Source organism: Paenibacillus sp. J31R30 (assembly GCF_059692115.1).
On the sequence record NZ_JCAUAV010000015.1, the window covers coordinates 1 to 13079 of the forward strand.

Consider the following 13079-nt stretch of genomic DNA (forward strand, 5'->3'; position numbering starts at 1 on the left):
AGACGACGAGGTTGATAGGTTCGAGGTGGAAGTGCGGCAACGTATGCAGCTGACGAATACTAATCGGTCGAGGGCTTAACCAAAATTCCTAAGTAATCTAACTTTACGTGAGTTTCGTATCTAGTTTTCAGGGAATACTATTCCTGAATCGTATATATATCTTGGAGAGATACCCAAGTGGCTATAAGGGGACCCTCTGCTAAGGGGTTAGACTGCGTAAGTGGTGCGAGGGTTCGAATCCCTCTCTCTCCGCCAGTTCCAAATATATATACACTTTTATGTGGCGGCGTAGCTCAGCTGGCTAGAGCGTACGGTTCATACCCGTAAGGTCGGGGGTTCGAGCCCCTCTGCCGCTACCATAAAACCAAAACACCAGATGGAGGCTTAGCTCAGCTGGGAGAGCATCTGCCTTACAAGCAGAGGGTCGGCGGTTCGATCCCGTCAGCCTCCACCATCTTTACGCCGTTGTAGCTCAACTGGTAGAGCAACTGACTTGTAATCAGTAGGTTGGGGGTTCAAGTCCTCTCGACGGCACCATTTTTATGGTTTAACTTTTTGTAGCATGGAGCTGTGGTGTAGTGGCCTAACATGCCTGCCTGTCACGCAGGAGACCGCGGGTTCGAATCCCGTCAGCTCCGCCATTTCTTTTACAATTAATGTAGGACATGCTATAAATAATCATTTGGCTTTGTAGCTCAGTCGGTAGAGCAGAGGACTGAAAATCCTCGTGTCGGCGGTTCGATTCCGTCCAAAGCCATTGAGATGGTTGTATTGCTTTGGCAGTACGGGTATCTCGTATCTGGAGGCTTAGTGAAGTGGCTAAACACGGCAGACTGTAAATCTGCTCTCTTCGAGTTCGGTGGTTCGAATCCATCAGCCTCCATTTTCCCTACGAGTCATTAGCTCAGTTGGTAGAGCACCTGACTTTTAATCAGGGTGTCGTAGGTTCGAATCCTACATGACTCACTTTTATAAACAAACATACAAGACCGTAGGGTCTTTTTTTGTTTCCATTATATATAAAGAAAAAGCATCCTAGTGTAGGATGCTTTTTTGCTGTTCAGAGCTTGTCTGCAACAGACTGCATTTTCTGTTCCATAGAGGCGGGTTTGTCGCGGCGATCATCGATTTTGATGGACGTGGATACACGCGCAGCTCCATGTAGGAAGGGCACTTCGTGGACGGCACGTATAACCTCGAATAAGCGATCTAAGGGACCTTCCAGGATGGTGCCCATGGGTGTCATTTGAAAGCGGATATCGGCATGTCGCTCTAATTCTTTATGGAGATCAGCGACATAGCCGCTCAGACTGGTTGTGGCTGTTCCGATGGGAATGATCGTGAATTCAGCAATGGCCATTGGGATCACAGGCTCCTTCGTTAATATGCTTTCTGTTAAGGATAACAATCAGGAGCTTGCAAGGTCAATGATGTAATCGGCTGTTCGCGCTGCTAGTGCCATGACAGTATGCGTGGGGTTGCCACCACTAGAGGTGACAAATAAGCTAGCATCGCATATGAACAAGTTCGGAATGTCATGACTTTGACCAAAGGAATTCACTACGGATGTTGTGGGGTCATTCCCCATCCGGCAGCCACCCATCAGATGTTGTGTATCGGGAACAACATAGGAGATCTCTCCGCCAGCAGCGCGGAGAATCAATTTCATATTTTCAACAGCATGATCAAGTAGCTTGAGATCGTTGTCACAATAAGTGAAGTTCAGGGAAGCCATAGGAACGCCGTATTCATCTTTTTCATCCGAAAGTGCTATGTAATTGTTCCAAGCTGGGAGCACCTCTCCTACCATTCTGAGACGGCCATAGAAGTTGTAATCCTGCATCGCTCGTCTGAATGACGTACCCCATAATGGGGCTTCAGTGGCTTTACGGATGCCTTCTGCCATCTCGATAGGTCTTGAGCCGTGAGCATGTAGGGTATACCCGCGGACAAAGCCCCTACGTGGATCTGTCTCATAGAAATCTTGGGTGGATGCTAGCACTGGTGTCCCTTTGTACAAACGAACTTCCTCTTCGAACTTGGCGTAAACGTCATTGCTGCTATGCGTCATAATGGCCCTGCCTACCCAACCGCTGGAATTGGCTAATCCATCAGGGAACTGAGGTGTGGCCGAGTGAAGCAGCAGACGAGCTGTTTCCACAACATGAGCAGCTAGGATAACGGTTTTGGCCCGTTGTCGATAAGTGGTGCCTTCGTGGACGAAGAGAACCCCGCAAACATGTCCATATTCATTTACTTCGATTTGAGTGACTCTGCAATCCGGGAGAATTTCTGCGCCAGCCTGAACCGCCTTAGGAACGTGCACAATCAAAGTACTGAATTTCGCATTAGGCATACATCCTTGCAGGCAGAAACCCCGGTTTGTGCAGGCAGAGCGCCCATCTAAAGGCGAAGATAGGATAGCTAATGGTGTAGGGGCAGATTGAATACCTAGAGATTTACATCCTTTGTGAAAAAGCTGAGCATTGGGGCTAAGGGAATCTAACTCTGGAAAGGGATAGGGACCCTGAAAGTTTCCCCAAGGGAAGTGCTTAGGGCCGGATACTGAGATTTCTTTTTCGACTCTCGTGTAGTAAGGCTCCAAGTCCTTATAATGAATGGGCCAATCTTCTCCAACGCCATCAATGGCTTTTGTTTTGAAATCAGATTCATGAAATCGCAGAAAAACGCCGGTAAAGTTTTGAGTTCCTCCACCAATCCCCATGCCTGATTGATGCTTTCCGTTAACGAATGGCTGGGCAGCATCAACTAGGCGTGTATCCTCCCAACCTAAGCGCTTCATACTCAACTCATCACTCGCAAAATCCTTCTCAGGATCACGCCAAGGTCCAGCATCAATGACGACCACGCCGAGCCCTGCTTCGCTGAGCTCTTTAGCTAGAACCCCTCCTGCGGCACCTGCCCCTACGATGACGATGTCAACTGTTTCATCTTCATAGCGCCATTTCATGATCGTTTCGCAGCCTCCCAGGATTCTAGTTGACCAGGAGTGTTAAGTGTATATCCGTTCGGATAAGCAGGTCCTCCGAAACCAATCTCGGACCAAACTAAAGGATGAGCGTAGTAAGCTTCTACACTAAGCTGAAGGAGTTTCTGAAATAAGGTTTTGGGAGCAATACTGTCCCAATTCTTTGTTGTTGGATAGCTGTTATCACTGATTTGGAGCATAATGTTCCGTTGATTCGTTTCATCCAATTGGAAGAAAGGCTGACTATTGGCGAACCAGCCGGTTTCGTCGATCGCTTTCAGTCCCTGGCGTATAAGTATTCGAAGTGGAGGCGTGCCTGCCTTGCGGTGGCCTTCCCCTTTATTTTCCGATAGTACTTGATCAATATGGTTAATAATGTATTGAATGATTTCCCCACGATGGTCGTCCATAAGCAGTGCACACCAAGCCCGAAGCGTTTCCGCCTCAACGAATGTTAAATATCCGTAAGCATGTTCACGTATTATACGAGCGTTCACAATAGATCTGGTGTGAGCATCCCAATGCTTACTTTCTTCCATGACATCGTAGGTTGGATAATGATTATGATTTTTCATGCTAGTCACCCCCATAGCTAACGAGAATACAATCCCAAAAGTGCTACTACAATTATTGCCAAATCAATGAAGAATATGAGGGTATTGGTTATGAAGTTGTATTTTTCCTATGAAATTAGTAAATAAGGGAGCAATGTAATGAAGGAATTGGCATCATTGGCAATGTCAAGGTTGATAGGAAATATTTTAGGAATGAAAGACTTTTCATTACCATGGTAATCTTGTACTAGCTACTGAGAAGTTTTCCATTTTACCCAATTCAACTAAGAGTGCACTTACAGGAGGAAATACCATGATAAAGAGTCTTGCACACCGTACATTAGGAATTACAGCTGCGATCACAATCGCACTATCAGCGACAACTGCCGTTTCCGCCTATGCCGCAAATGATGATATGGATGCCGTTTCTTTGGCTAAAAAAATGGTTGGCGTTGATTACTCCAAAAGTGACGAAACACCGTCCGCAGGGTTTGATTCGTCTGGATTGATCCACTACGTGTATGAAACATTAAATTATAATGTACCTAGAACATTAATCGAGCAATTCAACATGAAATCAACGAAAATTACGAACATAGATAAAGCAGAGCCAGGTGACGTCTTGTTCTTTGGTAGTGGCTCCAAGCCAACGTTTGCCGGGATCTATGTGGGCCAAGGGAAAATGGTCATGGCATCCCAGAGTAGAGACGAAGTCGTCACCCGTAAGGTAAGTGAGCTTAAGGGGAGTTTTATTGGCGGAAGAAGCATTCTTTCATCTAAGGATAGCTTGAAAGCTGAGCTAATTCTAACTGCACAGAAATACCTTGGAGTTCCATACGAATTTGGAGCCAAATATGGTCAAACGAAGACAATGGATTGTTCATCATTTACCAAAACGGTATTTGCTGCATATGGGATGACGCTGCCGCGTGTTTCCCGTGATCAAGCTAAGGAAGGCGTTTTTGTTAGCAAAAGCAATTTGCAAACTGGCGACTTGGTTTTCTTTACAACGCCTGATTCCGGTAAAAACATTGGACATGTCGGTATTTATGTTGGTAACGGCATGATGATTCATACGTATGGTGAAGGTGGCGTCAAATTCACCTCGATTAATAAAGAATGGTGGGCAGATCACTACGTGACGGCTCGCCGCGTAATCAAATAGAACCTCTTCCATGCGGACCCTCTTGTCAATTAAGACAGGAGGGTTCCTTTCGATTCACAGGAATGGGCATACATATGGTACAATAGAGAGAAAAATATAGAAGATGCTATAGGCAATAAGGAGTGAAGGCAGATGATTTGGGAGCATGTCAAGGAGCGATTGGAAGCGGTTTTACAGTCGCCAGTACAGATAAGCCTGATACCTGAGTCCGAATGGCACCAGCTTGTGGAGGATCAGGGAGAGCGTCAGGAAGGATTCAGTCGAAGTGTTAACCGAGGCCAGGAGGTTCTTTTCTTTGTTTCTCAAGAACATAGAGAGGTTCGTGTCCTGCAAGTGGATGGGAGTATACTGTCTGTCTCTGAACGCAAGCTAGTCGAACTCACAATTGAATCCAAACAAACATTAGAGAAGAAGCAATTCGGCTCTTATCTATCTGAAGATGAAAGAAAGTCGAACCAATTGAGAGAATGGCTCCTTCTGCAAATGGAACGTGGTACGAGCCATGCTGAGCTGCCCGATGCGCTTGCTTCACAATCTTCGTTGTATTCAACGAAAATTCCGCTGCTACTGTATGGTGATTATCCTCAGAATCAACGCGTTTCCTATACGGAGCTTAAGAAGCTGTTGGAATCGTTTTTCGAAGCGGAGATTATTCTGATTCCTTTGCTAGAGAAGGAGTGGCTGATTTTAGCGCCTGAAGTCCTTATTACTAGTGGTAGTGAGGAACGCGATGGAGACGAGGAAGAAAGTGTTGAACAGACGCTCGATGCCCTAGGCTCAGGATTGTATGAAATGCTGGCGAATGAGTGGGTTGGCGAATGCCACTTAGCCATAGATTTCCCAGTGAAGCCTGCGAAGTCCATGTTCGCCACTGTGCTCAAGCTGCGTGAGACCATCATGCTGGGCCGCTCCTTCCACGTAGGCAGCTTTATTCATCTTCGCTGGGAGCTTCGTCTTGAGAAGCTGCTGCATCTCATTGAGGAAGAGGAGAAAACCGAATTCCTCGAGCAGGTGCTCCGCGGCACGGATCATGTGCTGGATAGCGAGACGGTAACGACGCTGGAGCATTTCTTCACACTAGACTGTAACGTCAGTGAAACGGCGAAGAAGCTATATATTCATCGAAATACATTGCTATATCGGTTAGACAAGTTCAAAAACGAGACTGGACTGGATGTAAGAACGTTTAATCATGCGGTTTTGGTACGTCTGGCCTTGCTATTGTACAAAGTAACGAAAAGAAAGTGATTTTTTTGTAGGGATTGTGCATAGTCAGTCCGCCGTTCGTAGGGTAAGATGTGTATATAGAAATGTTGATGAGAAAAGCATTTGAATGATAATTTGTAGGGGGAATGAAATCATGGCAGGCGTACGTTTAAATCATATCGTTAAAAGATATTCTGGTGCAGAAGAATCAACAGTTAAAGATTTCCATCTTGAAGTTGCTGACAAAGAGTTCGTAGTTCTTGTTGGTGCATCCGGTTGCGGAAAATCCACAACTCTTCGTATGATCGCAGGCTTAGAGGAAATCACTGAAGGTGAACTTTACATCGGAGACCGCCTTGTAAATGACGTAGCTCCAAAAGATCGCGATATCGCGATGGTATTCCAATCCTACGCCCTTTATCCGCATATGACAGTTTATCAAAACATGGCATTCGGATTGAAACTTCGTAAATTCAAAAAAGCTGATATCGATGCTCGCGTTCGCGAAGCAGCGAAAATTCTAGATATCGTTCACTTGCTTGATCGTAAGCCAAAAGCACTTTCTGGTGGTCAACGTCAACGTGTTGCCTTGGGTCGTGCGATTGTTCGTGAGCCACAAGTATTCTTAATGGATGAGCCGCTTTCCAACTTGGATGCGAAACTTCGTGTACAAATGCGTGCGGAAATCACTAAGCTTACAAAACGTCTTGGTGTTACAACAATCTACGTAACGCATGACCAAATCGAAGCTATGACAATGGGCGATCGTATCGTTGTTATGGATAAAGGTATCATTCAACAAGCTGCTACACCAGAAGAAATCTACAACTTCCCAGTTAATATGTTCGTTGCAGGATTCATCGGATCCCCATCCATGAACTTCATGTCCGGAACATTGGCTTCCGAAGGCGGCGGCGTATTTTTCAAAGCTGGATCCGTAAACGTAGAAGTTCCAGCAGGTAAAGCACAAGTTCTTAAAGACAAAGGATTTGTTGGCAAAGAAGTGATTCTGGGAGTTCGTCCAGAAGATATTCACGAAGAGCCAGTATTCTTGGAAGCTTCCCCGAACACAGTATTCAACGTTAACGTTGAATTGACTGAGAACTTGGGTCACGAAATGTACTTGTACTTGAACGGTATCGGCGCTAACACAGTAATCGCTCGTGTTGACGGTCGTTCCGGAATCAAAGAAGGTACAAACGTTAAATTGGCACTAGACATGAACAAAGTTCATTTCTTCGATAAAGAAACAACACTATCCATTTTGGTTAATCCAAACCTATAGGATTGTACTGAAAGGCCAGCCGTTATCGGCTGGTCTTTTTGTATATAAACACAGTAGTTGATTTCAACTAGGTATTCTATTACGATGAAACTATTGGAAGCCTGCGTGCAGCTTAAATAAGCACATGGTACATAAGCAAATTCGAAGGAGCTATGACAATGGCCAAAAAAGTAAAGGTTTCCGAAATGATGGAACAGCTACATATGGAAGTGTTAGCAGGTGAGGGCGGGTTGAAGCGTCCAATCACAACAGGCGATTTGTATCGTCCTGGCCTGGAGATGGCGGGATATTTTAACTATCATCCCAAAGAGCGTATTCAAATGCTGGGTAAAACAGAAATTACGTTTATCGAGATGTTAACGACAGGTGTTCGGAGAAATCGGGTTGAGCAGCTATGTGCGCCAGAGGAAACACCCTGTATTATTGTAACTCGTGGACTGGAAGTTCCCATTGAATTGCTGGAAGAAGCAACAAAGCGTGATTTACCAGTGCTTCGAACACAGCTATCGACAACGATTTTTGCAAGTCGGTTAACGGGCTTTCTCGAAAATAAGCTTGCTCCGAGCACGACTATCCATGGTGTACTTGTTGACGTGTATGGGGTAGGTATGTTGATTACTGGAAGCAGCGGGATCGGGAAAAGTGAGACTGCGCTGGAGCTAGTGAAACGGGGCCACCGACTCATTGCGGATGACGCGGTAGAAATCAGACAAAACGGCGATAAAGTACTGACGGGGAATGCGCCTGAATTGATTCGCCATTTGCTTGAAATCCGCGGCGTAGGCATCATTAATGTCATGACGTTATTCGGTGCGGGCGCAATCCGTAATGTGAAGAAGATTTCGGTTGTTGTTAAGTTGGAAAATTGGCAGCAAGAGAAGCAATATGATCGTTTAGGCTTGGATGAGGAGCTAACGCGGATTATCGATACTGATTTGCCGCTAGTTACGATACCTGTACGACCAGGGCGAAACTTAGCGGTCATCGTCGAGGTTGCGGCGATGAATTATCGCTTAAAGCGAATGGGCTACAACGCGGCGCTGCAGTTTACGAATAAATTGACGGAATCGTTGAATGAAGATTTTGAGGATTTTGATTGAGAGAGATGCTTAGCTCAGAAAATGAAGGAGTGGAACTATGTTAGAAAGCGTTGCGTTCTCCCTAGGACCGATTCACGTCCGATGGTATGGCATTATTTTGGGAACAGCTGCATTAGTGGGCTTAATGTTGGCGATCAGAGAAGGAAAGCGATTCAAAATCGTACCAGACTTTTTCATGGATTTATTGTTAATTGGGGTTCCTTCTGCCATTATTGGTGCAAGAATTTACTATGTTGCCTTCCAATGGGACGATTATAAAGATAATTTATGGGAAGTATTCATGATATGGCACGGTGGGATTGCGATATATGGTGCGCTGATCGGAGCGATTATCGGTACTTCTTTCTACATTCGGGCAAAGGGATACAACTTCTTCCGGATTGCGGATATTCTCGCACCAGGTTTGATTGTCGGACAAGCGATTGGCCGCTGGGGCAATTTCATGAATCAGGAAGCTCATGGAGGTCCGGTAGAGGAGTCGTTTCTGAGAGACAGCTTGCATCTGCCGAATTTTATCGTGAACCAAATGAATATTGAAGGCACGTTCTACCATCCAGCATTTCTGTATGAGTCGATTTGGAGCTTTGTAGGGCTGCTGGTTTTATTCTGGCTTCGCCGTAGACCGTTCCTAAGGGCAGGCGAGCTATTTCTAAGTTATTTCATCTGGTATTCCATCGGACGCTTCTTCATTGAAGGGATTCGTACGGACAGCTTGGACATCAATGGGCCAGCTTGGTTAGCTTCATTGATGAATGCGTTATGGTCACCAATGAAAGTTGTGTTTGAGCCAGGGGTGTTGACGTATGGAGGGAATATTCGATTCTCCCAATTACTTGCACTGCTGATCGTCATTGCGGCTGTGATCATGATTCTCATTAGAAGGAAAAAAGGTTACGCCAACGAGAAGTATGCAGACCCGATTGTATCCACGCTGGCGGTTGAGAAAAACAAAGTAGTCAAAGAGGAAGAGACAGATAAAGGAGTCAACTATGATTCGAACGGTACTATTTGATTTGGATGGCACGATTGTAGATACGAATGAGTTGATTGTACAATCGTTCTTGCATAGCTTGGAAGGTGAAACACCGGAGCCTGTTAGTCGGGAGCTTATTATCCCCAATATGGGGCGTCCGTTAGTGGAACAAATGGAGTTTTTTACAGGTAGAAAAGAAGTTGAAGCGCTGATAACGAAGTATCGTACGTTCAACCTATCTAAACACGATGAGCTTGTCAAGGAATTTCCGAACGTACGTACGGTGATGGCGAAGCTTCATGAGAAGGGTATTAAGATCGGTATTGTTACTAGCAAAATTAGATTGACTACATTGATGGGTCTAAAACTTTGTGGCTTAGATTCGTATGTGAGTGCTATTGTGACGGTAGACGATGTCAAGGAGCCAAAACCGAGTCCTGAGGGCATTATCGCAGCGTTGAAAGAGCTAGGAAGCTCGACTGAAGAAGCGATGATGGTGGGCGATAGCCATTATGATATTGAAGCTGCCCAAAATGCAGGTGTTACCTCTGTTGGTGTATCCTGGTCTTGGAAGGGGCGCTCCTATTTGGAGCAGTACAACCCGGATCATATTGTCGACGATATGTTTGATCTGCTGCCGTTAGTTGGGATATCGTCGGATGTGAAGGCTGATTGAGGCAGACAGAGAAGTATCCCGTAGATGGCCCGAACGCGTTATGGCAAATCTACCAAACCGTAAGTAAGTGGAAGGCCATGCGGAATTTCGTTTTTATTCAAATTACGCGATATTCGCCTTCCTTGCGATTGAAGAACTGGATTTATCGTCGTGTTCTTGGCATGACGGTTGGTGAGCACTCTGCTTTTGCTTTGATGGTCATGGTGGATGTGTTTTTTCCAGAGAGGATTCATATTGGCAGCAATACGATTATCGGCTATAACACAACGATACTAGCGCATGAGTATTTAACGAAAGAATATCGACTAGGAGACGTACGAATTGGATCCCATGTGATGGTCGGGGCTAATACGACGATACTGCCAGGTGTAACAATTGGAGATTATGCGATTATTGGCGCAGGATCTGTTGTTCATAAGGATGTGGCACCACACAGCTTTGTGGCAGGTAATCCCTTGCAAGTTATTCGTTCGGGTAGTCCAAAGTAGGAGTAAGGCAAATAAGAGGGGCTCAACGTCATTGTGATGTTGGGTCCATTTTTTTGTTGTGTAAAGGAAACAGATTCTGCGAAAAGCGACTAATACAAATGGCATATTGGGAATAGTAAAGACGCAGTGAAATCATAGGAAAAGGGAAGGTGTCGGTTAGTGCAGCAATGGAATCGTAGTAAAATCGCAGAAGTGAAAAAAGGTAACTTTGGAAGGGCTATAGGAAAGCGTGTGTGGGTCGTAGTAGTAGCTCTCATGCTGCTTTTGTCCTTGCCAACAACAAGCTTGGCTGTCGGTAAACCAGCCCAGGGACCCGATGTGTATGTTATCCAAGGGATGCTGAAATCACTAGGCAGTTATTCTGGTGAGATTAACGGTTACTACGATGATGCAACGGTTCAAGGTGTAAAATATTTTCAGAAGAAGCATGGGCTGCCGGTAACAGGCGCAGTAGATAGCCGTACGCTCGAGTCGATTACTTATGGCTATATGAAGCTTAAGGGTGTCGGTCAGGGTCAAGGCGGCGGCAAAGGCAAGGGTAAATGGCATGGCGGAGGTAAAGGCGGCGGTGGAGGCACCGGCGAAGGCCAAGGCCAAGGTGGCGGTAATGGCACCGGTGGAGGCAAGGGTCAGGAAGGCGGTAAAGGCGGTGCCGGAGGCCAAGGTCAGGAAGGCGGTAAAGGCGGAGCTGGAGGCCAAGGTCAAGGTGGCGGTAAAGGCGGAGCTGGAGGCCAAGGTCAAGGTGGCGGTAAAGGCGAAGGCGGAGGCAAGGTCCAAGGTGGCGGTAAAGGCACCGGCGGAGGCAAGGGCCAAGGCGAGGAAGGTGGCCAAGGTCCAAGTGGCGGTCAAACACCGGCACCGAATGGTGGAGGAAAGCTAGTACCTAATGGCGGAGCAACGCCAGCACCTAATGGAAATGGAAATGGAAACGGCAATGGTAATGGTAATGGTAATGGACAAGCGCCTGCACCTAATGGCAACGGCCAAAACGGACAAAAACCCGGACCGAATGGAAACGGAAATGGCAATGGTCAATTGCAGGCACCTAATGGAAATGGTAACGGCAACGGTAACGGTAACGGTAATGGTAATGGACTAAATGGAGGTCAGGCACCAAATGGCGGTAAAACGCCGAATGGGCAGGTCGAGGAAGACTAGATCTAGATATTCATCCGAAAAAGGCATGCTGCCGCGACAGCATGCCTTTTCACTTCTCCGAATTGAGTTGACGTCATATGGGTTTATATGCCATTCTTAAAACGAATTTCATTATCAATCGTGTCTAATACGATCCTATAAATGGGGCTTCGGACAGGGTTAAGATGGATTGACGGTCCATAGGATACGTGTTAAAATAGCCGTACATTCTTTATTTTGGTAGTATGGTAGCACGTTAATGCACTAAAGTGATTTGATAATAAATTAATAATAACAGATTATACTCCTACTTATTGAGGTGAGACGGTGTCGAAGCCAAAAGTATTTGAAAAACCGTTAGGCGCGAAAGACTATTTGCCTGATGCGGTGACGAAACTCAGAAATATAGAATTCCGTGTATTGGCCTGTATGGGACGCTGGGGCTACAACCAGATTATTACACCTACACTTGAATATTACGATACAGTTGGGGTTGCTAGCTCCACAGAAGATAAGAAGCTGTTTAAGTTATTAGACCGCAAGGGGAAAACACTCGTCCTGCGTTCTGAGCTGACAGCGCCAATCGCGCGTGTAGCTTCTTCGCTTTTAAAGGAACAAGCATTTCCGTTACGACTTTCCTATCATTCGAACGTTTTCCGCTCGATTGAAGAAGAAGCGGGCAGAGATTCCGAGTTCTATCAGACAGGCGTTGAGTTGATCGGGGACGCTTCATCTGAAGCTGATGCAGAGGTAGTGGCACTAGCAATTGCCTCGCTTCAAGCAGCAGGCGTAGAGAAATTCAAGATTGCGTTAGGCCATGTTGGATTCCTGAACGGTTTATTCCAAGAAACACTAGATGGGCGCACGGATGCTCAACTTGCCTTGAAGGAGCATTTGCTCAGCCGTGATTACGTCGGGTACCGGGAAGCGATTAAGACACTATCCCTAGCACCTGACGTTGAACGTGAGCTTAACGGTGTGTTAAGACTACGTGGCGGCGACGAGATCTGCGAGCAAGCTCGGATGGTTTCCCAACATCCAATCGCACAGGATGCCATTCGACATCTATGCGAAGTGTGGGATGTTCTAAAAGCGTATGGTGTGAGTGAGCATGTTGTAATTGACTTAACGATGATTGGAGATTTCTCCTACTATACAGGTATGACGTTCGAAGGATATGCGGCTGATTTGGGCTTCCCTGTTTGCAGCGGAGGTCGTTACGATAATTTACTGAGTCAGTTTGGACGTCCTGCGCCGGCAACAGGGTTTGCGTTGAAAACGAATCGGATCCTTGAAGTAACAGGCAAGGAGCAGGTGAAACAACTTAGTCGTCTGCTCATTGCTTACGATGCGGAGCATCGCGAGGAAGCGCTGCAGCTGGCGAAGACGAAGAGAAGCGGGGATGAAGAGCTTGTGGTCATTACGCAGCTCATAACGGATGATACGATCAACGAACCTTCTACAGTGGGATATGATGAAGTAATTCGCTTGATCAAGGGATAACCT

12 protein-coding genes, 8 tRNA genes and 1 rRNA gene are annotated in these 13079 nt (G+C 46.1%); 18 read left to right on the forward strand and 3 right to left on the reverse strand.

Going from position 1 to position 13079, the window contains the following annotated elements:
• From AC58QO_RS29190 to AC58QO_RS29230, 9 genes are all read left to right on the forward strand, one after another.
• Positions 1–83, forward strand: a 23S ribosomal RNA gene (locus AC58QO_RS29190); the annotation flags it as partial.
• Between the two features lie 80 nt (positions 84–163).
• Positions 164–255, forward strand: a tRNA-Ser gene (locus AC58QO_RS29195).
• A gap of 27 nt (positions 256–282) precedes the next feature.
• Positions 283–359 (forward strand) — tRNA-Met (locus AC58QO_RS29200).
• A 19-nt stretch (positions 360–378) separates the two neighbouring features.
• Positions 379–454: transfer RNA gene (locus tag AC58QO_RS29205), tRNA-Val, on the forward strand.
• Between the two features lie 7 nt (positions 455–461).
• Positions 462–537, forward strand: a tRNA-Thr gene (locus tag AC58QO_RS29210).
• Between the two features lie 27 nt (positions 538–564).
• Positions 565–641, forward strand: a tRNA-Asp gene (locus tag AC58QO_RS29215).
• Between the two features lie 43 nt (positions 642–684).
• Positions 685–757 (forward strand) — tRNA-Phe (locus tag AC58QO_RS29220).
• A 44-nt stretch (positions 758–801) separates the two neighbouring features.
• A tRNA-Tyr gene (locus AC58QO_RS29225) sits at positions 802–883 on the forward strand.
• A 10-nt stretch (positions 884–893) separates the two neighbouring features.
• Positions 894–966, forward strand: a tRNA-Lys gene (locus AC58QO_RS29230).
• 94 nt (positions 967–1060) lie between these two features.
• Here AC58QO_RS29230 and AC58QO_RS29235 read toward each other — a convergent pair.
• From AC58QO_RS29235 to AC58QO_RS29245, 3 genes are read right to left on the reverse strand one after another with little or no spacing between them, the layout of a single operon-like run.
• Positions 1061–1360 (reverse strand): MTH1187 family thiamine-binding protein, encoded by a 300-nt coding sequence (locus AC58QO_RS29235; RefSeq protein WP_497271807.1) that lies wholly within the window; start codon positions 1358–1360, stop codon positions 1061–1063.
• Between the two features lie 48 nt (positions 1361–1408).
• Positions 1409–2971 carry a GMC family oxidoreductase gene (locus AC58QO_RS29240; RefSeq protein ID WP_497271809.1) on the reverse strand — a complete coding sequence of 521 codons (1563 nt, stop codon included), beginning with the start codon at positions 2969–2971 and terminating at the stop codon, positions 1409–1411.
• A complete protein-coding gene (locus AC58QO_RS29245; protein ID WP_497271811.1) occupies positions 2968–3564 on the reverse strand; it encodes a gluconate 2-dehydrogenase subunit 3 family protein in 597 nt (198 codons plus the stop codon). The genes AC58QO_RS29240 and AC58QO_RS29245 overlap by 4 nt, the downstream gene beginning before the upstream one ends.
• A gap of 292 nt (positions 3565–3856) precedes the next feature.
• Here AC58QO_RS29245 and AC58QO_RS29250 point away from each other — a divergent pair, with 292 nt between their 5' ends.
• The 9 genes from AC58QO_RS29250 (at position 3857) to AC58QO_RS29290 (ending at position 13076) form a co-directional block, all read left to right on the forward strand.
• Positions 3857–4708: an NlpC/P60 family protein gene (locus AC58QO_RS29250; protein WP_497271813.1), complete on the forward strand. Its 852-nt coding sequence runs from the start codon at positions 3857–3859 to the stop codon at positions 4706–4708.
• A gap of 132 nt (positions 4709–4840) precedes the next feature.
• Positions 4841–5956 (forward strand): PucR family transcriptional regulator, encoded by a 1116-nt coding sequence (locus tag AC58QO_RS29255; protein WP_497271815.1) that lies wholly within the window; start codon positions 4841–4843, stop codon positions 5954–5956.
• 112 nt (positions 5957–6068) lie between these two features.
• Positions 6069–7199: an ABC transporter ATP-binding protein gene (locus tag AC58QO_RS29260; RefSeq protein ID WP_497257876.1), complete on the forward strand. Its 1131-nt coding sequence runs from the start codon at positions 6069–6071 to the stop codon at positions 7197–7199.
• A gap of 158 nt (positions 7200–7357) precedes the next feature.
• Entirely contained in the window at positions 7358–8299 is a 942-nt protein-coding gene (gene hprK / locus AC58QO_RS29265; RefSeq protein ID WP_497271817.1) for an HPr(Ser) kinase/phosphatase, read from the forward strand.
• A 37-nt stretch (positions 8300–8336) separates the two neighbouring features.
• A complete protein-coding gene (lgt, locus tag AC58QO_RS29270) occupies positions 8337–9311 on the forward strand; it encodes a prolipoprotein diacylglyceryl transferase (protein ID WP_497271819.1) in 975 nt (324 codons plus the stop codon).
• Positions 9289–9948 (forward strand): pyrophosphatase PpaX, encoded by a 660-nt coding sequence (ppaX, locus tag AC58QO_RS29275; protein ID WP_497271821.1) that lies wholly within the window; start codon positions 9289–9291, stop codon positions 9946–9948. Before lgt ends, ppaX begins: the two co-directional genes overlap by 23 nt.
• Entirely contained in the window at positions 9945–10436 is a 492-nt protein-coding gene (locus AC58QO_RS29280) for an acyltransferase (RefSeq protein WP_497271823.1), read from the forward strand. Before ppaX ends, AC58QO_RS29280 begins: the two co-directional genes overlap by 4 nt.
• 159 nt (positions 10437–10595) lie before the next feature.
• Positions 10596–11594: a peptidoglycan-binding domain-containing protein gene (locus tag AC58QO_RS29285; RefSeq protein ID WP_497271825.1), complete on the forward strand. Its 999-nt coding sequence runs from the start codon at positions 10596–10598 to the stop codon at positions 11592–11594.
• A gap of 306 nt (positions 11595–11900) precedes the next feature.
• Entirely contained in the window at positions 11901–13076 is a 1176-nt protein-coding gene (locus tag AC58QO_RS29290) for an ATP phosphoribosyltransferase regulatory subunit (protein ID WP_497271827.1), read from the forward strand.
• Positions 13077–13079 lie beyond the last annotated feature (3 nt).

Bases quoted from the DNA above. Each gene is read 5' to 3' on its own strand.
- AC58QO_RS29245 (WP_497271811.1), bottom strand. From the start codon at position 3,564: ATGAAAAATCATAATCATTATCCAACCTACGATGTCATGGAAGAAAGT.
- AC58QO_RS29235 (WP_497271807.1), bottom strand. From the start codon at position 1,360: ATGGCCATTGCTGAATTCACGATCATTCCCATCGGAACAGCCACAACC.
- lgt (WP_497271819.1), top strand. From the start codon at position 8,337: ATGTTAGAAAGCGTTGCGTTCTCCCTAGGACCGATTCACGTCCGATGG.
- AC58QO_RS29260 (WP_497257876.1), top strand. From the start codon at position 6,069: ATGGCAGGCGTACGTTTAAATCATATCGTTAAAAGATATTCTGGTGCA.
- hprK (WP_497271817.1), top strand. From the start codon at position 7,358: ATGGCCAAAAAAGTAAAGGTTTCCGAAATGATGGAACAGCTACATATG.
- ppaX (WP_497271821.1), top strand. From the start codon at position 9,289: ATGATTCGAACGGTACTATTTGATTTGGATGGCACGATTGTAGATACG.
- AC58QO_RS29250 (WP_497271813.1), top strand. From the start codon at position 3,857: ATGATAAAGAGTCTTGCACACCGTACATTAGGAATTACAGCTGCGATC.
- AC58QO_RS29255 (WP_497271815.1), top strand. From the start codon at position 4,841: ATGATTTGGGAGCATGTCAAGGAGCGATTGGAAGCGGTTTTACAGTCG.
- AC58QO_RS29240 (WP_497271809.1), bottom strand. From the start codon at position 2,971: ATGAAATGGCGCTATGAAGATGAAACAGTTGACATCGTCATCGTAGGG.